Annotated in this window: 16 protein-coding genes; 11 read left to right on the top strand and 5 right to left on the bottom strand. The window is 50.3% G+C overall.

Features of this window, described 5'->3' with window-relative positions:
* The first annotated feature begins 2 nt into the window (after window positions 1-2).
* The 9 genes from B9Y77_RS08110 to B9Y77_RS08070 all read left to right on the top strand — a co-directional run bounded on the left by B9Y77_RS08110 (window position 3) and on the right by B9Y77_RS08070 (window position 10,643).
* The gene (locus B9Y77_RS08110; protein WP_073423607.1) at window positions 3-821 is read left to right on the top strand and encodes a polyphosphate polymerase domain-containing protein; all 819 of its coding nucleotides are present in this window, start codon (window positions 3-5) and stop codon (window positions 819-821) included.
* A 35-nt stretch (window positions 822-856) separates the two neighbouring features.
* Window positions 857-2,563 (top strand): lamin tail domain-containing protein, encoded by a 1,707-nt coding sequence (locus B9Y77_RS08105; RefSeq protein WP_085491159.1) that lies wholly within the window; start codon window positions 857-859, stop codon window positions 2,561-2,563.
* Window positions 2,564-2,689: 126 nt separating this feature from the next.
* A complete protein-coding gene (locus tag B9Y77_RS08100; RefSeq protein ID WP_085491158.1) occupies window positions 2,690-4,381 on the top strand; it encodes a TolC family protein in 1,692 nt (563 codons plus the stop codon).
* Window positions 4,381-5,379, top strand: coding sequence for an HlyD family secretion protein (locus B9Y77_RS08095; protein WP_085491157.1), 999 nt, complete (start codon window positions 4,381-4,383; stop codon window positions 5,377-5,379). Before B9Y77_RS08100 ends, B9Y77_RS08095 begins: the two co-directional genes overlap by 1 nt.
* 17 nt (window positions 5,380-5,396) lie before the next feature.
* On the top strand, window positions 5,397-6,608 hold the full coding sequence (locus B9Y77_RS08090; RefSeq protein WP_085491156.1) for an ABC transporter permease: 1,212 nt from the start codon (window positions 5,397-5,399) through the stop codon (window positions 6,606-6,608).
* A complete protein-coding gene (locus B9Y77_RS08085; protein WP_085491155.1) occupies window positions 6,605-7,786 on the top strand; it encodes an ABC transporter permease in 1,182 nt (393 codons plus the stop codon). Before B9Y77_RS08090 ends, B9Y77_RS08085 begins: the two co-directional genes overlap by 4 nt.
* 190 nt (window positions 7,787-7,976) lie before the next feature.
* Complete coding sequence (locus B9Y77_RS08080; protein ID WP_073423601.1) at window positions 7,977-8,693, top strand: zinc metallopeptidase; 717 nt, start codon at window positions 7,977-7,979, stop codon at window positions 8,691-8,693.
* A 232-nt stretch (window positions 8,694-8,925) separates the two neighbouring features.
* Window positions 8,926-9,783 carry a TIGR02172 family protein gene (locus B9Y77_RS08075; protein ID WP_085491154.1) on the top strand — a complete coding sequence of 286 codons (858 nt, stop codon included), beginning with the start codon at window positions 8,926-8,928 and terminating at the stop codon, window positions 9,781-9,783.
* Between the two features lie 11 nt (window positions 9,784-9,794).
* Window positions 9,795-10,643, top strand: coding sequence for a TIGR02172 family protein (locus B9Y77_RS08070; protein ID WP_085491153.1), 849 nt, complete (start codon window positions 9,795-9,797; stop codon window positions 10,641-10,643).
* A gap of 19 nt (window positions 10,644-10,662) precedes the next feature.
* On the opposite strand, the gene B9Y77_RS08065 is transcribed toward B9Y77_RS08070, so the two are convergent.
* Window positions 10,663-12,606: a segregation and condensation protein A gene (locus B9Y77_RS08065; RefSeq protein ID WP_085491152.1), complete on the bottom strand. Its 1,944-nt coding sequence runs from the start codon at window positions 12,604-12,606 to the stop codon at window positions 10,663-10,665.
* 113 nt (window positions 12,607-12,719) lie between these two features.
* Complete coding sequence (gene glmS / locus B9Y77_RS08060) at window positions 12,720-14,549, bottom strand: glutamine--fructose-6-phosphate transaminase (isomerizing) (RefSeq protein ID WP_085491151.1); 1,830 nt, start codon at window positions 14,547-14,549, stop codon at window positions 12,720-12,722.
* A gap of 128 nt (window positions 14,550-14,677) precedes the next feature.
* On the opposite strand from glmS, the gene B9Y77_RS08055 reads away from it, so the two are divergent.
* On the top strand, window positions 14,678-15,469 hold the full coding sequence (locus tag B9Y77_RS08055) for an FKBP-type peptidyl-prolyl cis-trans isomerase (protein ID WP_085491150.1): 792 nt from the start codon (window positions 14,678-14,680) through the stop codon (window positions 15,467-15,469).
* Between the two features lie 228 nt (window positions 15,470-15,697).
* Window positions 15,698-17,005, top strand: coding sequence for a M23 family metallopeptidase (locus B9Y77_RS08050; RefSeq protein ID WP_085491149.1), 1,308 nt, complete (start codon window positions 15,698-15,700; stop codon window positions 17,003-17,005).
* A gap of 3 nt (window positions 17,006-17,008) precedes the next feature.
* Here the strand turns inward: B9Y77_RS08050 and B9Y77_RS08045 are convergent, their stop codons facing one another.
* The 3 genes from B9Y77_RS08045 to B9Y77_RS08035 all read right to left on the bottom strand — a co-directional run bounded on the left by B9Y77_RS08045 (window position 17,009) and on the right by B9Y77_RS08035 (window position 20,571).
* Entirely contained in the window at window positions 17,009-18,397 is a 1,389-nt protein-coding gene (locus tag B9Y77_RS08045; protein ID WP_085491148.1) for a S41 family peptidase, read from the bottom strand.
* On the bottom strand, window positions 18,346-19,698 hold the full coding sequence (locus tag B9Y77_RS08040) for a S41 family peptidase (protein ID WP_085491472.1): 1,353 nt from the start codon (window positions 19,696-19,698) through the stop codon (window positions 18,346-18,348). Before B9Y77_RS08040 ends, B9Y77_RS08045 begins: the two co-directional genes overlap by 52 nt.
* A 120-nt stretch (window positions 19,699-19,818) precedes the next feature.
* Window positions 19,819-20,571, bottom strand: a complete 753-nt coding sequence (locus tag B9Y77_RS08035; protein ID WP_073423592.1) for a leucine-rich repeat domain-containing protein — start codon at window positions 20,569-20,571, stop codon at window positions 19,819-19,821.
* Window positions 20,572-20,725 lie beyond the last annotated feature (154 nt).

The raw sequence follows: 20,725 nt of genomic DNA, 5'->3' as shown, positions 1-20,725 counted from the left end.
TTATGGCTGAGGCCCGCGGATTTAGTCTTCTTGAACGCTTCGAACTGAAGTACCATATCCCCGTCGAATGGGCGGACCGGATTGGTGCGTTCTTGGCGCCGTATTGCGAAGAAGACTACTATTCCAAGATTACTCCGGGTGGATTCTACTGGATTACGAACCTCTACCTGGACACACCGACGTGGACGTTCCTCGGCTGGAAAAAGAAACAGCTCCTCGACCGTTTCAACATGCGTATCCGCACGTACGGCGAGCACCCCGCTCAGGACGGTACATTCCATTTCGAAGTCAAGCGCAAGATTCGCAATATCTGCTACAAGAGCCGTGCAACGATCAAGGGTATCAATCCCGGTGAAGTCTGGCACATGAAGCCCGAGGAATGGCCGTGCAAGAGCGATAAAGACCGCATGTACCTCAAGGATTTCTTGTACAAGACGGAACTCCATGGTGCACACCCGCGACTCCTTACGCAGTACAAGCGTCGTGCATGGTTTGGTCTTCGCGAAGAATACTCCCGCGTGACGATTGACACGGGCATGCGCTTCCGCGAAGAAAACGGCTTTGACTACACTGTGGACCCGCACTACATGCACTCCACGGGGCTCCCGCGATTCTTCCAGCCGGGTGCCGATGCCGTTCTCGAACTCAAGTGCCCGGCCGCACAGATGCCGTACTGGATGTTCGACTTGATTCGTGCATTGAATTTAAAGCACGGTGCATTCTCCAAGTTTGGGAACGCCGCTGCAGAATGGAAAAGAGTTTACGAAAATCCGCGTCGTTTCAAGAGCCCGTACTGGACTCCTCTCGCGGGAAATTTCTAACATAGGTTTTAAACTTTTAAAAAAGGAAGGCGCTCATGAATACCAAAAAATGGCTTGCAGTAGGCACTTGCGCTACTGCGCTCGCTCTGTTCTCAGCCTGCTCCGATGACGAATCTAGCCCTGTCATCCCCGTTACACCGGAAAGCTCTTCTGCTATTACTCCGGAAAGCAGTGGTGATGTCGCGACCTCTTCTTCTGATATTTCCACCGGGTCGTCTTCTTCTGCGACAAATCCGAATCCGGTGCTTTCTAGCTCCAGTGCCGAAGGCGTTATCGATACTACGATTACGAATATGGGCGTCTCCGAAATCATGTACAATGCACCAAGTGGCTCTGCATTGGAATGGGTCGAAGTCTATATCAAGAAGGGTCCGGATATTACGGACATGCAGCTCAGCAACCTCCGCTTGGATGGTGCAGTTTCTTTCAATTTCCCGACCGGCTCCTTGAAGAAGGGCGAATATGTCATTGTCACGAACGATCCGACTTTGTTCAAGCAGACTTATCCGAGCCTTCCGGCGGGTTGCCGTGTGTTTGGCCCGTGGGATAATGATTCCAAGACGAATGCTGTTGCAAAGCTTGTGAACGAAGGCGATGTCGTCGAAGTCAAGCTCAAGGGTGAAGGCGACGTGAGTGCCGCTTTCAGTAACTTGCCGCCTTGGCCGAGTCTTGCCAATGGCAATGGCCGTACGCTCGTGTATCGTGGATCCGGTAACGAAGCTGACCCGAACTCTTGGGGCGCTAGCGCTGTCGAAAACGGTAACCCGTGCGTTGGTGACGATAAGGTTCTCGATGCTACCACTGTTCGCTTGAACGAAATCAAGCCGTATTCTCTCGGTGAAACCGATGGATGGATAGAACTTTACAACTATGGTTCCGCTCCAGTCGATATCAAGGGCTGGGAACTTGAATCCAAGTTGAAAGGCAAAAAGTGGACGATTGGTGGCGCCAATACGGTTGTCCCTGCCAATGGCTATTTGCTCCTCGAAGCTACCGCTGATGTCTTTGGCGATGGTCTGTACTTGAGCGACAATGGTGATGAAATTTATCTGTACGAAGCCGCAGCCGGTGTCCGCACGGGTAAGGAAACGAGCTTGCTGATTTTCGCCGGTAAGCAGTCTAGCGGTATTGTCGAAGTCGCTGGCGGTACGGTGGCTCAGGGTGCTATGGCTACGGAAACTCCGGGTGCCGCAAACTCTGCGCTTAAGGCCGGTCCGATTTTCATCAATGAAATCCATTATCACGAAAATGAAAATGACCCGAACGATTTGGAATTCCTTGAACTTGTGAACAAGGGAACGACGGATGTGACGCTTGTTGAAAACGTTAACAACGCTCCGCAGGGCTGGAAGATTGAAGGCGTGAACATGGAATTTGCGGCTGGCGATGTGATTCCTGCTGGTGGCAAGATGGTCCTGTTTAACGATTCTCTCAAGACGAAGGAAGCTTTGCTCCGCGCCCGTTATACGATTGACGAAACAGTACCTGTCCGTTTCTATGCAGGTAAGCTCTCGAACCGCGGTGAAACAGTTGCTGTCAAGAAGCCGTATTCTTACGTGACCAAGGCCGATAACACAAAGCAGTGGTATTATGAAATTTCTGATGCTACACTTTACAGTGACCGTTGGCCGGGAATGACCGATGCGGATGGTAAGGGCAAGAGCTTGAACCGCAAGGAATTTACCACGACGGGTTACGGTTCTGCAGTTTGGAGCGCTCTCGCTCCGACTCCGGGCAAGTAAAAACGCCTAATTTGAATTAAAAACCAAAAGTTCCGACATTTTGTCGGAACTTTTTTTATTACTTGTAGGGATTGCGTCGTTTTGGAATTGCTGTTTTTGTCATCTTTTTGTATTATTATTATAGCTATGAAACGGTACTTTGCTTTTATTCTCAGTGGTTGCGTGGCTGCTAATGCGACAGCGCTTTCTTTGCAAGATGCGCTGGATATGGCCATGGCGAACAATTCCAAAATCAAGGCTGAAAAGGCGAAAGTGGATATTGCCCAAAGTGGCGAAGATGAAGCTTTTGCCCGTTTCCTCCCGACGGTGAGTCTGTCGGCTGGCATTACCAAAATCAATGACCCCATTAATATTGACCTCGGACGTATCCAGCAGCCGCTTGGCGATATAGCCGGTGCTGCCGCTTATTCCAAGGCTTATATCGAGGCCTACAACAAAGCTTCCGATGGTTATAAGCAGGCTTACGAAGGCGCCTATGCCAAGACGGGGAGCGAAGCCCAGGCAAAGGCTTATGCCGAAAATGCCCTTAAGGAAAAGCTTGGCACGAGTTCTCCAGAAACATTCGCTCAGCAGACTGCGGAACAGTATGGCTCGGCCGCGACTAAGAACATCAACGATGCCGATTTCAACATGAAGGTGCAAGACGATTGGTTCTTTAACGCTCGCCTGACCGTCGTTTGGCCGATTTTTACCGGTCTCAAGATTTATTCTGCTTATGACGCCGCCAAGGAGAATGTGAACGCCCGTAAGGCAGAATTTGAAATGGCGCAGAACACCGTGCTCATGGATGTGGCGACCAAGTACTTTACGCTCCGCTTGTGCGAAGAGCTTGTCGGCATGCGCGAGACGACTAAAAAGGACCTTGAAGAACATCTGAACCGTTCCAAGAAGCTCGAAGAGGGCGGCCAGATTAGCAAGACGGAACGTCTCCGTGCCGAAGTGGCCCTTGCCGAAGCCGAAAACGCTTATGAAGATGCCCTCCGCGACCAGTCGCTCGCCCGTATGGCTCTTGCAAGCCTCTTGCATACGGATACAAGCCTTACTGCAACAACGCCGGTGGAATCTCCCGAAGGTATCCGCTCGATGGATGAATTCAAGGCGCTCGCTGTTGAAAAGCACCCGGGACTTCGCCAGCTCCGCATTGAACGCAAGCGTAACCAGAACGCGATTAGAGCTGCCCGTGCCGATTATTTCCCGACGATTGCTTTGTTTGGCTACAAGGAACTTTACACCAAGGACTTGACGATTCTTGAACCGGAATGGGCGATTGGCGCCAAGATGCAGTGGGATATCTTCAAGGGTGGTGATACCCGTGCCAAGGTGAGCTCTGCAAAGGCGATGGACCGTTCTTTGGGAAGCCTCGAAGAAGAAACGATTGACAACTTGAAGCTCTTGGTCGAAAAGCGCTGGCGTGAACTGGAACATGCAAAGGGGAGGCTCGCAAGCCTTGTCAAGACGCGAGAGCTTGCTGTTGAAGCATTGCGTAGCCAGAATAAGGCGTACGAAGCAGGGCTTGCTACGGGGCTAGAAGTGGTGGATGCTGAACTTGCACTTTCCCGTTTGCAGGTGGCTGATATCAAGGCTCATTACGATGCTGTGATTGCTTGGCTTGGACTCCTTGAAGCCGCCGGCGAAGTTTCTACCGCAGGTACAGTCCTTGTGTCTAAGCAGCTTGTGGTTGAAAAGCCTGTTGATGCTTCGGCAAGCTCAGCAACCGGTGAACCTGCCGCAACAGAACCGCAGGCCGCAACTGAAGCGCCTGTTGCAACTGAATCTGCACAACCGGTCGAACAGAATTTAGAAACGGAGAATAAATAATGAACGCATTAAAGATGATTGGAAAAGTTGTTGTCGTACTTGCCTTGATAGTGCTCGTCATTATGGGCATCTCCCAGCTCCAGCAGTTCGCAACGCAACCGCGTGAACTGTTCTTGCAAGGCCAGATGGAAGCCCGCCGCGTGCTCGTGGCAGGGAAGGTCCCGGGCCGTATCGAACGTTTGCTCGTTCACGAAGGCGATGTCGTCTACAAGGATTCTCTTGTGGCTGTTATCAGCAGCCCGGAAATCGAAGCCAAGAAAATGCAGGCTCAGGGCGCACTCGGTGCTGCCAAGGCTCAAGCAAGCAAGGCCCGCAATGGTGCCCGCAGCGAAGACATCACGGCGCTCAAGGCAATGGCTGATCGTGCTCAAGAAGCCGCAACGCTTGCCAAGAACACTTACAACCGCGTGCAGAAACTCTACAACGAAGGCGTGCTTCCGCTCCAGAAGCGCGATGAAGCTGAAACGCAGATGAAGGCGACCCAGTCCGCTGCTGATGCCGCCCGCGCTCAGTACAACCAGGCAGTTGCTGGTGCCCGTAGCGAAGACAAGGCCGCCGCAAACGCTCTCGTGATGCAGGCCAAGGGCGCGAACGCCGAAGTCGATGCCTACCTCGAAGAAACCAAGATTCGCACGCCGATTACCGGTGAAGTTTCTCTCAAGCTCGCCGAAGAAGGCGAAGTTGTCGGTTCCGGTATGCCGATTATCGCCGTGACGGACTTGAACGATTCCTGGGCGGTGTTCCACCTCCGTGAAGATTACCTCAAGAACGTCTCCAAGGGCAAAAAGTTCTACCTCCAGGTTCCTGCTCTTGATAAGACCATCGAAATGACCGTAAGCTACATCGCTTCTGTCGGTGACTATGCCACATGGCGCAGCTCCAAGGAAAGCTCCGGCTTTGACCTCAAGACGTTCGAAGTTCGCATGCGCCCGACACACAAGGTCGAGAACCTCCGCCCGGGCATGAGCGTCTTGCTCCCTGCCGACGATATTCAATAATTGGATAGAAGGTTATCGTGCTGAAAGGTCTTTTAAAGACAATCGGGAAGATTTACTTCGGCCACAAGATTGTTTTGTGGATGATTCTTACGGTGCTCCCCGTAGGCGTTTCCGTCTTCATGCTGGAAATGTTCTCGAGCGAAATCGTGCAGCACATCCCGGTGGGCATTCTCAAGCAGGACCATAGCCAACTTGCGGACCGCTTGGAACGTGCAATCCAGTCGAGCCCCGTGCTCGATGTTAAATTGAATTGCCACGACATGAGCGAATGTGAACATGCGGTGATTCGCGGAGACTTGCAGACGTTTATCGTGCTCCCGACGGATTTGGAACGCCGTGCTTTGCGACTTGAAGCGCCTGTGATCCCCGTTTTTTCCAGTGGTCAGAACTACCTCACGAACATGTTTGCGACAAAGGAAATCCGTGCGGTCATCACAAGTATCGGTTCGGACCTTTTTGCCGCTTCGTATGATGACCCAGTCAAGACGGAAATCCATTCGGTGGGTAACATCGAGGGCAATTACCAGGGGTTCCTGGCACTAGGGCTTTTGTCTGCGATGTTCCACTTGGCAGGGATGCTTGTGGCGGTGTATATTGCTTCGTTCCCGCTTCGCGACCATCGCGTCCGTGAATTTTTTAGTTCTGCAGAACGTTCTTGGGTAACGCTTGGCGTGGCCGCTTTTGTCCCGGCTGTGATTATCCTCTGGCTCGAATACATGGGTTGCTATGCATACACGCACCGCATGCTTATGCCGATGAGCTTTGAAGAATTTGTGATGGTCTCCGTAGCGCAACTTTTGATGGTGATTTGTTGCTTTGGTGCGGGCATTACTTTTGTGGGCGTGACTGGCGTGATGCGTATTGCGACAGGCGTTGCGGGCGTGATTGGCGGCCCTGCATTTGCGTTTGCCGGTCAGACGTTCCCTGTGATGGCGATGCCGTTTGCCGTGCGTTGCTTTGCATTCTTGCTCCCGCTCACTCACGTGCTCCGCGTGCAGTCTATGATGCTCCTCGGTGATGTCGGCATGGCTGAATCCTGGGAAGTTATCAAACTCATGGGCGGCATGGCCTTGTTCTGGAGTTTGCTTGGTTGCTTTACAATTGTGCTCCGCTGGCAATACCGCTTGAAACTGGATTCTCAAATGCCGGTTGTCGTTGAAGAAGAAAACATCGTGCCCGTTGATACGCTATTCAAGAAGTTGCTCAAGAAAATCAGGAGGCGCAAATGATTAGTCGTCTTTTGAAAGTTACTTTGACAGAATGGAAGTTGTTCGTAACGGACCCTGCTGCGGTGTTGTTGCTTGTGGTGGCGGGTATTCTCTACGCGTTTTACTACCCGACAGCATACGTGAACCAGACGGTGACACGAGTTCCTGTAGCTGTGGTGGATTTGGACCATTCTGCAAAATCCCGTGAACTTACGCGAATGGCGGCTGCAACGCAACAGGTCGAAGTCAAGGCTGTCTTTAACGACATGCTCCAAGCGGAAACCGCAATGGCGCGTGAAGACATTTTCGGCTTCATGGTCATTCCCGAGAACATGGAAAAGGACTTGATCGACAAGAAAACGACCAAGATTGATATCTTTACGCATGGCGCCTACGTGATGCTCCACGGTACGATTGGAACGGCATTCTCGACATGTGCATTGACTGTCGGTGCGGTGAGTAAGGTGAAGGCGATTGCGCTTGGCAAAAAGGTGCCCTCGGCAAAGGCAATGGCGATGCGAGACCCGATGCCGCTATCCATCCAGACAATGTTCAACAATACGGGCAGCTATTCGAATTACGTTGTCCCGAGCGTGCTTGTGGTGATTTTGCAGCAGTCGCTGATTATCGGCATTTGCATTATGGGTGGATCCCGTGCTCACAGGCGTTTCCGTAGGAACAATCGCTATTCCGAAGTTGAAAACGAGAGCATGCCGTACCGTTACTTAGGGCGTTCGCTCGCATACTTCTTGCATTATTGCTGCTTCATCTTGTTCTACCATTGTTTCATCTACAACTTGTTCGACTTCCCGCGTCGTGGCGAACTCTTGCCGATGACGATTTTTGCGGTGGTGTTCCTTGCATCGGTCATCAACTTTGGCATGTGCCTCTCGCAAGTTTTCTTGCACCGCGAATCGAGCATGCAGCTGTTCCTGAACCTCTCCATCCCAATCTTGTTCCTTGCGAACTTTAGCTGGCCGAGCTATTTGATGCCGAGCTGGATGGTGGGGCTTTCGTACATTCTGCCGAGTACGTTTGCCGTACCCGCATGGCTCTCGATTGAACAGATGGGCGGTGACATTTACGATGTGGCGCCTAAGCTTTATCTGCTAGCGATACAGGCGGTCATCTACTTCGTGCTGGGCATGTTCCTCACGCATTTGCGCGACAAGAGCAAGTTCACCACCGGTGACATGTAAAAATCGGCGACAATAAGCAAAAAAGAGTGACGAAATCACAGTCGCTTTCGCCATTCTTTTTGTAAATTGATGGAGAATAGTAAGGTCAATGGTCATTAGTCCGTAGTCATTAGAACTAATGATTAACAACCAATAACTATTGACCAATAACTAATTACTAATAACCACTGACTAACAACTAATAACAACTATGATGTTCGATCCTTTATACATGATGATTCTCGTGGTGACGCTCGTGCTTTCGGGCGCCGTTTCCCTGTTGGTCAAGAAGCGTTTTGCCGCTGGCCAAAAAGTCACAATTTCTAGCGGCCTCACCGGAGCCGATGTTGCCAAGGCTATCCTTATGGAAGCTGGCATTACTGACGTGAAAATCCTCAAGCACCAGGGCTTCCTTTCGGACCATTACAATCCGCTGAACAAGACGCTCAACCTGTCGCCCGAAGTCTATTCCGGCCGCAATGCAAGTGCCGCAGGCGTAGCCGCTCACGAAGTCGGTCACGCCATCCAGCATGCCGAAGGCTACTTCCCGCTGTGGCTCCGTTCTGCCATTGTGCCTGCCGCCAACATCGGTTCTAATCTCGGACCATGGCTCGTGATTATTGGCATTATGCTTATGGGCATGGGCAAGGCTCTTGGCCAGTCTCTCGCGGTTGTAGGTGTGGTGCTCTTTGCGCTTGCGACACTCTTTACGCTTGTGACCGTGCCTGTGGAATTTGACGCTTCTGCACGTGCCAAGAAGGCTCTTGCCCGCATGGAAGTCGTTGCCGCAGGTCGCGAATACAATACCGTCTCTGGCGTGCTCTTTGCCGCAGGCCTCACGTACGTCGCCGCTGCAATTTCTTCTATCTTGCAGTTGCTCTACTGGGCATACCGCGCGGGGCTCCTCGGCGGTCGTAACGACGATTAACGATCAATCTGTCATTCCGGCCTACCTGTCCTCGCTTGACGGGGACGAGCCGGAATCTCCTTTAAACCTCGCTTCGGCGGGGCTTTTTTGTTGATTTTGCGGCAGAATTCGCCAATATCAAATAATAACTCGCCAATATTGAATAATTTGGAGTATCAGCCAAATTCTTTTTGTCCTTTTCTAAAGAAAAAGCGATATCTTTATAAGGAGAAACATTTTCTAGGGAGCAAAAATGGAATACCAGAATATTGATATTAGTACCTGGACGCAGGTAGGTGAGGGCGGTAACGGGAAAACTTATGTGCATCCCGGTCATCCTGATTTCCTCTTGAAAGTGAATAACCCGCCTCGTTGTGATGAGGCAACCGTAAAGCAAGAACGTGACGCAGCCCAGCATGTCTTTGATTTGGGAATCCCGACTCCTCGTATGTTCGATATGGTGCGTGTGGGGGATGGTTACGGTCAGCTCGTAGAAATCATTAAGGGAAAAAAGTCTCTTTCGCGTATTTGCTCCGATGATCCGTCACGCATCAGTGAAATGGCTAAGTTGCTTGCTTCATTGGGCCTGCAACTGCACGCGACGATTTGCGATACGGAGTTTTTCCCAAGCCGCAAGGATCTTGCCCTGAAGGGTATCGATGCGTCTGATTTTGTTGCAGATGATGATAGAGAAAAAATGCGGGCGTTTGTTCAGAGTATAGAAGACGAGAAAACCTGCTTGCATGGCGATTTCCAGATGGGCAACCTGATTATTTCTGGTGACGATAAACCTTATTGGATTGATCTTGGCTGGTTTAGTCACGGGTCGCCAATGTTCGATATAGGGCATTTTTTCATGACTTGCCAAGTTTATTCTCAGTTCCCGGCAGCGCAGGAAATTTTCCACATGTCGCAGGAACAGTTGAAAAACTTCTGGAATGCGTTTGCTGAGGCCTACACGGGGAATAAGGACATTTCCGCCTTCACTGCTCTTGCTGGCAAGTTTGCTCCTTTGGATGCTTGTATCCGTTCAATCTTGATGCCGACTCCTGAAGCTTATAAGAAGTTGTTTGCAGGATTGGTTCATTCCCTGGTCGAAAAGTTTTATTAAGAGAGGCTGTTATGTCTGAAGAAGTTGAAAAAATCAATTTAGATGATTATGTAGCGACGGGAGAAGGCGCAACAGCAGTCTCGTACACGCACAAGACTCGCGATACGATTGCGAAACTTTATCACCCCGGATTCGAAGCGGACTGTGCTAAAAAAGATTTCTTGACATCTTGCAGTGCTTTTGGTTTGGGTGTCCTGACTCCAAAACCAATTCGGTTGATAACGGATGGCGAACGTTTTGGTGCTGAATATGAACTTATCCGGAATAAGCGTTCTTTTTCGAGAATTATTTCAGAAGAGCCGGGCCGACTGCAAGAGCTTTCTTTGATATTTGCAGAAATGGCTAAGAAACTCCATTCGACGAAAGCGGATACGTCAAAACTTGTGTCTACAAAAGAAAAATTCCGTCGCTTTTATCTTGAAAAGGCTGTAGTTCCTGACTTTTACAAGCAAAAGGCTTTGGCTTTTATCGACACCGTTCCCGACACCCCGACTTGCCTTCATGGCGATTTGCAAATTAGCAACGTCATTACCGATGGAGCGCGAACGCTTTGGATTGATATGGGTGATTTCGGCTATGGTGACCCTGGTTGGGATTTGGGAATGTTGTGGAGCATGACGCACAGAATGGATGAGCAAAAGGCGGATCTTGTTTTCCACATGAGTAAAGAAAATCTTTTGGCTCATTGGAACATTTTCTTCCCTGCTTATTTGGGAACGACGGACCCGCAGAAAATCGCGGAAGCCACGAAACGGATTTTGCCGTTTGCAGCAGTCAAGATTCCTTATATGTTCTATATCGCAAAGCATTTCACTTTGCCGGATGAAGCCTACCCGTATATCGCCAAACTGTTTGGATAAAGTTTAGGCAAACGAAGAATTAATCTTTACCGGCTCCGTAGACAACGGGGCCTTCTTCGTCTTCATCGTCGTCGCCATGCTCGGCGAGGTATGCCTGGTATTCTTCGTCCGTCATTCCGCCTTCGTCATCTTCGGGCATGAAAGACTTTTTCTTGGGTTTCTCGGGAGCCGCGCTTGTGGATGCTGCGGACTTCTCGGAACCTGCCGCCGGCTTCGATTCTTCCTTACGGCTTGCGCGGGCGCTGCGGTTCAAGTAGGCGATGTATTCCTCGTCTGTCATTTCGTTGCCGAAACTGTAAGAGGAATACTTGTCTTCTTCCGGCTCTTCTTCTTGAACCGTTTGAACTGCAGCCGGTGCGGGCTCATCCCAAGAGTTCTTGCTGGAGCTGCTGTAAGAAGTGTAAGAATTAGTGCTGTGAGATGCTGCGGAGGTCGGCTTCGTGGCGCTTGACTGTGCCGTTGTTGATGCGGATTGCGCTTCGTTAGACTGTGCGGAACTTGCGTTGTTGTAGAATGCTTGAGCTTTCTGCATAAAGGCGGCAAATTCCTCGTCGCTCATCTGCTGGACGGACTGCTCGTTCAAACCTTGGAATGCGCTTTCGGCGGGCTCGTCCTTAACGGGCTCTTCTTCGATGGGTTCATCTACCGGTTCGAATGTGTGGGCGCGTTCTTCTGAATCGTCATCATCGTTAGCGCCGAATTCAGGGATCGAACTCTTGCTAAGTACTGGAGCTTCGTCTTCGCTAGCGGACATTTCTGCACTTTCCAAAGTTGCGGACTGCGCGGCTTCTTGAGCCGAAACAGCTTCCGTATTTTCGACCGGGGCCGCAGCGTTGTCATTTGCAGTAGCGGCATTTTGGCTCGGTGCGGTTTCTGCACTTTCTGGAGTTGTGGGCTGTTGGGCGGTATCAGGTGCGCTTGCTGCCTGCTGAGCGCCTTCGGCGGCGTCCGCTTCCGCAATCATGTCGGCAAACGGGTTGTCCTGCACTTCGGAAATGTCTTCGCGACCTTCCAACATCGCGTTGAGGTCTTCTTCGGTGACGTTCCTGCCGCGTTCCGTCCAAAGTACGGCTTCGCGCATCGTAGCGGCAAGGTCGCCCACGCTCTTTTCCTTGGAACGTGCAATTGCTTGGCTGCGGATTGTTTCCACAAGCCCTGCCTTGACCTCGGGATCCTTGCTGAAGAATACGGTCTCGTGTGCCATTTCGTCGGCGTACTCGGGGTTGTTCTTCTTGCGGTAAATCCAGATTGGTCCGAAAAGTTCGCTCTGACGGAAAACGATGTCGTCCGTCTTGATCATTTCAAGCATAGCCATGAACGTCACCGCTGCGACAATCGGGTGCGAATCGTTGTCGAGCAAGTCTTCAAAAAGCGCACGTCCATGTACGTTCAGGTAGTTGTTAATCGCCTGCTGACGGTCCTGAATCGTCACGTAGTCCAATTCAATATGGTGGATCGTCTCGGAAATCTTTGTCTTTAAGCTCTTTTGGTAGGCGCGGAAAAGCTGCCAGATGTTTGCATCGGCGAGCGTGTCGTCGTCGCTCTGCGTCTTTTCGAGGCGCCCACGAGAATACGTTCCGAAGTTCTTCGCTTCCATTTCCTGGAGACCGCTCGCGACCTGCTTGAAACGCTGGTATTCCAACATTTCCTTCATGAGCTTTTCGCGGTCTTCGTTGTATTCCTCTTCCATCTCCGGATCGCGTTCTTCGGCCGGGAGCAACTCCTGCACCTTGAGCGCCATCAAGCGGCTTGCCATAAACAAGAAGTCGCCTGCCTTGGAAAGGTCTGTTTCGGAATACTCGTTCACCCATTTCAAAAAGTCATCTGCGATTTCTGCAATGGGAATCTGGTCTAGTGTCATTTCCTTTTTCTGAACGAGATAGACAAGCAAATCCATCGGCCCGTTAAACGAACCGATTTTTACTTCATAATCTTCTTGCTCAAGAGCTTCGGAATCAACCATTGAACTACAATATAGAAATTACATAAACAGTCAATCACAAAGCCCCTCCCATCGGGAGGGGCTTGCGTTCAATGCTTTACGTTTTAAGCTTTGCTAACTGCGGCAAAGCTGTCTTATTCCACTGTCACGCTCTTGGCGAGGTTTCTCGGCTGGTCCACGTCGTTTCCGCGCAACACGGCGATGTGGTAAGCGAGCAACTGGAGCGGGACGCAGGCGAGAATCGGCATGAGCATTGGGCGGGTCTTCGGGACCGTGATGATGTGGTCTGCGATTTCGTCAAGCGGGTGGCAATCTTCCGTCGTGACGGCGATGACCTTACCACCGCGTGCCTTGATTTCGCGGATGTTGCTGATGATCTTGTCGAAGAGCGAATCCTTCGGGGCGATGACCACGACCGGCATGTTTTCGTCGATAAGGGCAATTGGACCGTGCTTCATTTCTGCAGCGGGGTAGCCTTCAGCGTGGATGTAGCTGATTTCCTTGAGCTTCAATGCTCCTTCCATGGCGACCGGGTAGCAGAAGTGGCGACCGAGGTACAAAAAGTTGTTTGCCTTGCAGAGCGTCTTTGCAATTTCGGCGATGCTGTCGGAGAGCTTGAGCGTTTCTGTTACGAGATCCGGGAGTTCCAAGAGGTCCTTCACGATGTCGGCGCCTGTTTCAAAGCTGAGTCTGCGCTGACGACCGAGCAAGAGGGCAATCATGGCGAGCACGGTGACCTGGCTTGTGAATGCCTTGGTGCTGGCCACACCGATTTCCGGACCGGCGTGCAGGTAAACGCCACCGTCGCTTGTGCGTGCAATTGTCGAACCAACGCCGTTACAGATGGCGAGTGCTGTTGCGCCTTTCTGCTGGGCTTCGCGGAGAGCGGCGAGCGTGTCGGCGGTTTCGCCGGACTGGCTGATGGCAATAACGAGTGTACCCGGCTTGATGATCGGGTTTCTGTAGCGGAATTCCGAAGCGTATTCGACTTCGACCGGAACGCCGGCGAGGTCTTCGATCATGTATTCACCGACCATGCCTGCATAGTAGCTCGTGCCGCAGGCAGTGATGATGATACGGTTGATGTTACGGAGTTCCTTGATGTTTGTGTCGAGGCCGGCGAGCTTTGCATTACCTTCGGCGGTGAGCAAACGACCACGCATTGTATTGCGCAACACTTCGGGCTGTTCGAAAATTTCCTTGAGCATGAAGTGCGGGAATCCGCCCTTGGCGACTGCGTCGGCGTCAAATTCCACGTCCTGGACTTCGCGCTGCACTTCGTGGCTGCTCATGTTTACGATGGAGTATCCGCCGTCCTTGATTTGGACGATGTCATTGTCATCGAGGTAAACAACTTTCTGTGTGTGGTTGATGATGGCGGAAACGTCACTCGCGAGGTAGAAATCGTCGTCGTTTCCGATACCCAAGATGAGCGGGCTTCCGCGACGGGCGCCAATCAAGACGTTCGGTTCGTCGCTGCTGATGACGCCGAGACCGAATGTACCTTCAATCTGCTTGAGTGCCTTGAGTACGGCGGACTTGAGGTCGCCATTATAATAGCGTGCAATCAGGTGGGCTACGACTTCGGTATCGGTTTCAGACTTGAATTCAATGCCTTCGGAGATGAGTTTTGCCTTGAGGCTTGCGTAGTTTTCGATAATGCCGTTGTGGACTATCGAAATCTTTCCATCATAGCTTGTGTGTGGATGGGCGTTTGTTTCAGTGGGGGCGCCGTGGGTGGCCCAGCGCGTGTGGGCGATGCCTATGGAACCCTTGATCGGGGTGGTTTTTAATTTGTCTTCGAGAGCCTTGATTTTCCCGGAGGCACGGACAACTTTGATTTGTCCGTTTTCGATGACGGCAACACCTGAGCTATCGTAGCCTCGGTATTCCATTTTCTTAAGCCCTTCGATGAGGACCGGTAAAGCTTCCCCTTTTCCATTATATCCGATAATTCCGCACATAATATTTCCTGATAGTTTAATTGACAGCGGAAAATATACTAAATGTAAAGGTAAAAAGAAAATTATTGTAAGCTTTATGTGGTTTGTTTTACTATTTTAAGGAAGTCTATTTTTCATAGAGGATAAAAATGAAGACTAAATTGATTGTTGCAGCTGGCGCTCTTGCCATGCTTATGACGGGTTGCGAACCGTGCAAAACAGCATCTGCCGAAAAGACCTCGCTTGTGACTGAAAAGGACAAGTACAGCTACGCTCTCGGTGCTCATTTTGGTAACCAGGCTCGTTTCCAGCTCGTGACTCGCGATTCCATCGATCTCGATCTCGATCTCTTCATCCAGGCATTCAAGGAACGCTACAATAGCGATTCTGCCAAGTTCTTGATGAACGACTCCATCGTCATGGAAACGCTCAACAAGCTTTCTGCTGACCGTCAGGCTGAAAAGATGAAGAAAGACAGCCTCGCTGCCGAAAAGAACAAGGCTGAAGGTGAAGCTTTCCTCGCTCAGAACAAGACTGTTGAAGGTGTCGTGACCACGCAGAGCGGTCTCCAGTACAAGATCATTACTGAAGGTCAGGGTGCAACCCCGACGGACGAAGACAGGGTCAAGGTCCACTACACCGGTACGCTCCTCGATGGCACCAAGTTCGACAGCTCTGTCGACCGTGGTCAGCCGCTTGAATTCCCGGTCACTGCCGTTATCGCTGGCTGGACGGAAATGCTCAAGCTCATGAAGGTTGGCGAAAAGGTCGTCGCATGGATCCCGAGCGATCTCGCTTACGGTCCGCGTGGCAACCGTGCTATCCCGGGTAACTCTGTCCTCAAGTTCGAAATGGAACTTCTCGAAGTTATCGCTCCGGAAAAGCCGGCAGAACAGGCTAAGCCGGAACCGAAGAAGGCTGCTAAGAAGGCTGCCAAGTAATCTTAAGCATTTCGCTTGAAATTGAATGCCTCGCGCCCACCCGCGCGGGGTATTTTTTTGCCCTGTCATTTTTGCTTTATTGTCACCCCGGACATGTTCTCTTTGACCACTTAGAGCTTCAGCTCTTATGTGGTCATGATCCGCGAATGGGGACGGGGCGGGATCGCCATCTCGTTGGTGGTGTAAAAAATTTTATCTTTGCTTTTGAAATTTTAAGAGCGGGTGTTTATGTCCAGAATTTTCTTTTTACTGTGTGTTGTTGCGATTGCACTTACCGGATGTAACGAACAAGAAAAAATAGATGCTTTAAAGCAAGAAAATGCAAAGCTCGAAGCTGCCGCAGATTCCTTGAAAGCGCTGATTGCCAAAGCTCAGGGCGAAACTTCGAAGTGGCTTGTGAAAAACGATACCGTCCGTGCGGGCGATGGTCTTTTCCAGGTGCTTTACCGCATGAACATCAATGAAAAGGAACGTGGCAAGATTGTGATTGCCTTGCAGGACTCTGTTGAACTGGCAGCGCTGCGCGTGGGGCAGGTGTTCTATGCCGCTCTCGATACTGCAGGCGAAGTTCAGCGTTTCCGCTTTGCTCCGAACCCGGCAACAGTCCACATGCTGAGCAAGGTCGATTCTGGTTTTACTTATAGCCGTATCGACAAGCCGGTAACAATCCGTCAGTCCGTTTTTGAAGGCGCTTTGGAAAACGGGAGCACGCTGAGCGGCATTTTGCACAAGGTCGGTATTCCTGGGCGCATGGTTGGCGTCGTGAGCGCCGTTTTGCAGTGCAAGGTCTCTTTCCAGCTAGCTCGCCCGGGCGACAAGTTCCGCATCTTGCTCGAAGAAAAGTTCTATCAGGATTCCATCTGGATTAGTGGCAAGGTGCTTTACGCTGAATTTGATGGACATACCGTTGGTCATCACGAAGCTTTCCGCTATGAAGACCCGGATCCGAAGAGTACCTTCAATGCCCATTACACAGAAAAGGGCGAGGCGCTCGTTTTCGAAGGTCTCCGTTACCCGCTCGACCGTTTACATATCACAAGCCCTTATGGTGCCCGCATCCACCCGATTACGGGGCGTCGCACAGTGCATCACGGTATCGACTACGGTAGCCCCAAGGGTTCTCCGGTTTATGCGGTCGCTGCTGGTGTCGTGACGGTTTCTGGCTACGATGACTTGAGCGGTAATAAGATTGCCATCCGCCATAGGGACAATACTGAAAGCTGGTACATGCACCTCTCCGTGCGTGGCGTGAATGTCGGCGCGAAGGTTGCTCCGCGTCAGGTTATCGGTAAGGTGGGGTCTACTGGCCGCAGCACAGGTCCGCATTTGCACTTGGGCTTCAAGGACAATCGTGGCAACTGGATGAATCCGGCAAAGAAGACGATGATTGCAACGCCGAAGCTCGAAGGTAATCGTATGGCCCGCCTCAAAAAGCAGGTGGCTGATATCCGCAAGGAAATTGAGCTTACGCTTGCTTCGCCGGCGGTCAAGGTGAACGATACGGACGTCATGGTCCGTATGCGCGTGCTGAAGTAATTCCTACTGAATATGTTCTCCGGGCAGCAGGTAGAATCCCGGCATAGAGTCGGGTTCGAGAGCTGCTTTGGCAAAATGCCCTGTATTTTCGGTTCCATAGCCCGCGATACGAATGAAGCTTTTCGCTTTCGCGAGTTCAATTGCTTTTTCTAAGGCTTGCTCGTTGTCGCTGATGACGAAGTCTGGGACAATTCCGACTTTGTGGAAACTGACCATGTTCTTGTCATAGGTTTTCATATCTGTGATTGAAACGTATGAGTAAGATGGGGTCACAATGATATGTTGCCCGATGCCTTTTCCGTAAGTGGTTGTTCCGATAACTGGGAATTTCTTGTTCGAGACAATGCCTGCAATCATGGTTTCAGAGCAGCTTGCGCTCATGCCGTTGGCGAGAATTACAAAATAACGGTTGCTGGCAAATCCATCGTCTGTTGCAACGGCTGTTATTGTATTCTTAATTTGCCTTTTGTTAATGGTGTCAGCATCTGAAAGAATAATGTTTATCGCCGTATCGCCTTTGGAAAGTAGGACTTTCGTCATTTCTACGCATTGATTCAGATTGCCGCCTCTGTTATTTCTAAGGTCAAGAATGGTAGACTTGTAGTTTTGCGTTGCCTGGAGGTAATCCATAAATTCTCCGTATGTCCCGCGCTCGTTTGATGTGGTTTGGACAAATTCCAAAATTTTGATAATGGGGATGGAATCCTTGAACGACAGCTCGACTGTTGGAGACAAGAACGTGGCGAGTACAACGGGGATTGTCAATGTCGTTGAATCGCGTTTGATTGTATAGGTAATGGTTTCGCCTTCATAATCCGTGGAAAGCCTGCGGTATATGAGTTCCTTTGTGGGGGCGATACCTTCGATTGCTGTAATCTCGTCACCGACCTTTATCCCCGCCTTGTCTGCAGGCGAACTGGGTATAACTTTTTTGATGACATATTTTTCAGAAATCAAGGTTGAATCAAGTTCAAAGCCAGAACCGAATATTTTGTCGGAATTATAAATGTTTTCAATCCTGCTTACGGCATGGGCTGGATCCAAATAATACGTATAAGGATCGTTCATTTGTGCGTACATGTAATAAAGGTCGAAATAATCCCATGGAATACCCTTTTGGGACAAGGCGGTTTCCTGCTCTTCGCTAAGTTTGCCCACATAGTCTTCTGGCTTGCCTAGGTACTTATCCTTATCGTTATAATGGTAGAAGAGGAGGTAATAGTTGTATAAAAATTCTCGGGAAACGGTGGGCGTGTAATAATTGGTGCCTGACGGAGAACTGTTTTCTGAAGCGCAAGCGGTAAGGTTGATGCCGCAAAAAAAGCTTATTGCTAAACAAATTAATGCTGAGACTTTTTGAACGCGTCTAAGTAATGGCTTGAATTTTCCCATATGATTGAGCCTCCCTCAAATTCCGAAATCGCATTATCTTTGTTGTAATATACAAATTCATAGGATGGCTTGGTAAGCGCGTTTTCTTGCTTGGAACTTTTTGAGCCGTAAATCTTATTGGCATACTGGATGGCACAATCTTGGTCTGCTACATTGTCACATTCGTATTTGGGGTAGATTCCTTTTTTGTGGTAGGAATTTCCTTTGGGTGTCAAAAATTCGAAATTGGTTATTGTCGCCAGCCCACCTGCGTATGTGAAATAGTTGGTCTGTCCGATGCCCTTTCCGTAAGTCTTTTTCCCGACGAATGGAATGTCTGTCGTTTCGGTCACTGCGGCGATAAATATTTCGGCACAGCTGGCGGAGCCGCCATTGGCATAGATGATGTACTTGCCGGATTCTCCGGGGTCGCCTGCTTTAGCTTTAATCGACGATACTGTATATTTGGTTTCACCGTCGGCGTCGAGAGAGCGCTGACGTCTTGTCGATAGTGTTCCTTGTTTTACGAACAGGTCTGCTGCGGCAAGGCACTGGTTCACGTGACCACCGGGATTCCCTCGCAGGTCGAGTACACGGATTCGTTTGTCAGAGCCGGTGGAGTCGAGGTATGCTTTGAGTTCCCCGTATGTGCCGCTATCTTGGTTTGCCGTTGTCGGCTTAAATCCTTCAATTGTAATGAAGATGATTCCGGAGGAATTTTTTGCGGTCTTGCTATCTACCGTGTCGACAAAGACAGTAGGTGCGTAGACGGTTTCTTTTTCGAGCTTGTACAAATTGGTGTCGTTATTCTGTGCGACGACGAGGTCTATGTTTTTGCTATAACTTAAAACCGAATCGTAAACGGCTTTAACTTTTTTAGCTTCTCCAGAGAGGTCGATCCCGTTTGCGCTGATGATGCGACCGTATCTTGGAACGCCAGCTCTGCCGGCGGGGCTCTTGGGGTAGACTCGCGTGATGATAATCGGGTAATCCAGATTTTCGTTGTAGAAATAACGCATCCCGACATCGCCGCCTACTACAAGACTTGTATTGATGGCGGTGGCTCGTTCTTCACTTTTGGTGGGGGGAACGTATGTGGTAAACGGGTCCTTGAGAAGATCGTAAAGTTGAGTTTTAATGGAATCGGAATCCCCGTTTGGGGACAAGTCGGTAAGCTCGTCCTCGTACAGATATACTTTTTGCAGGAGCCAGTAGTTAAAAGAATATTCTGTGGGCTCAGGCGTGCTCTTGACCGGATGGATAAAGTCCGAACATCCGAGTAAGCTCAAGAGCGTAGCAGCTAGAATTATTCGGAGAAACATGACTTTATCCTTTGAATGTTGGAATTGTGATAGCTCCTAAAAAGGAGATTCCCGGTCTATGCCGGGAATGACAATCTTCTAGTAACTAAGGACTAGTGACTAGTAACTGCAGCGTAGCTGCTACTGGTCGATGCTCAGTCCCTTCTTGTCGAGGAGCACGCGAGGAATGCCTTCTTCCATCGGGTTCTCGATGACGGAAATCGTCTTGAGGTTTTCGCATTCGGCAAGGCTTTCTGGGAGCGTGGCGAGCTGGTTTGCGTCGAGCACAAGTTCACGCAGGCTCTTCAGGTTGCTGAATTCCGACGGGATGGCGCCCAGGCGGTTGCCCGAGACCATGAGAATTTCGAGGTTCTCGAGGTGCGAGAGCGTTGCCGGGATCGTCGTGAGCTCGTTGTTGTCGAGGTAGAGCTTCACGAGGCTCGTCATCTTGCCGATGGTCGGCGGGATTTCGGAGAGCATGTTGTCGTGCAGGGAGAACTTGACGACCTTTTTCCAGTTGCCCACTTCGAGCGGCAGGTCGAGAAGCTGGTTTTTGGCAATGTTCACCGTCTGGAGGTTCACGAGCTTGCCCACAGATTCCGGAAGGTCCGAAAGGCTGTTGTAACCGAGGTAGAGGTTTTCAAGTTTTGTAAGTTCACCGATGGATTCCGGCAGTTCCATGAGGTCGTTTTCGCTCACGGAGAGGCTCTTCAGGTTCTTGAGAAGGCCGATGTCGTCCGGAATTTCGACGAGCATGTTGCGGTCGAGGTTGAGTTCCTCGAGCGATTCGATTTCAAAAAGTTCAGGGGGCAACAGACGAAGGCCTTTCTGGGAAAGGTCGAGAGTCTTTGCTTTTTCAGCTTTCGCTTTGGCTATAACATCTAGTAAATTCATAAAAAGCTCCTAATGTTTAAATCATAGCTTTTTTGTTAGAAAAAACGTAAAGTCGACAAAAAAAAATGTAAAAAATGAGATTTTTACACATTTGAGCACTGAGTTTTTGCTAAATTATAAAAAAAAATTGAATGTTTTATCTTTTTTGCACGCA

Source organism: Fibrobacter sp. UWB13 (assembly GCF_900177805.1).
GTDB lineage: Bacteria > Fibrobacterota > Fibrobacteria > Fibrobacterales > Fibrobacteraceae > Fibrobacter.
The sequence above is the reverse complement of the archived record's forward strand: the minus strand, read 5'-3'. Positions and strand labels throughout refer to the sequence as shown.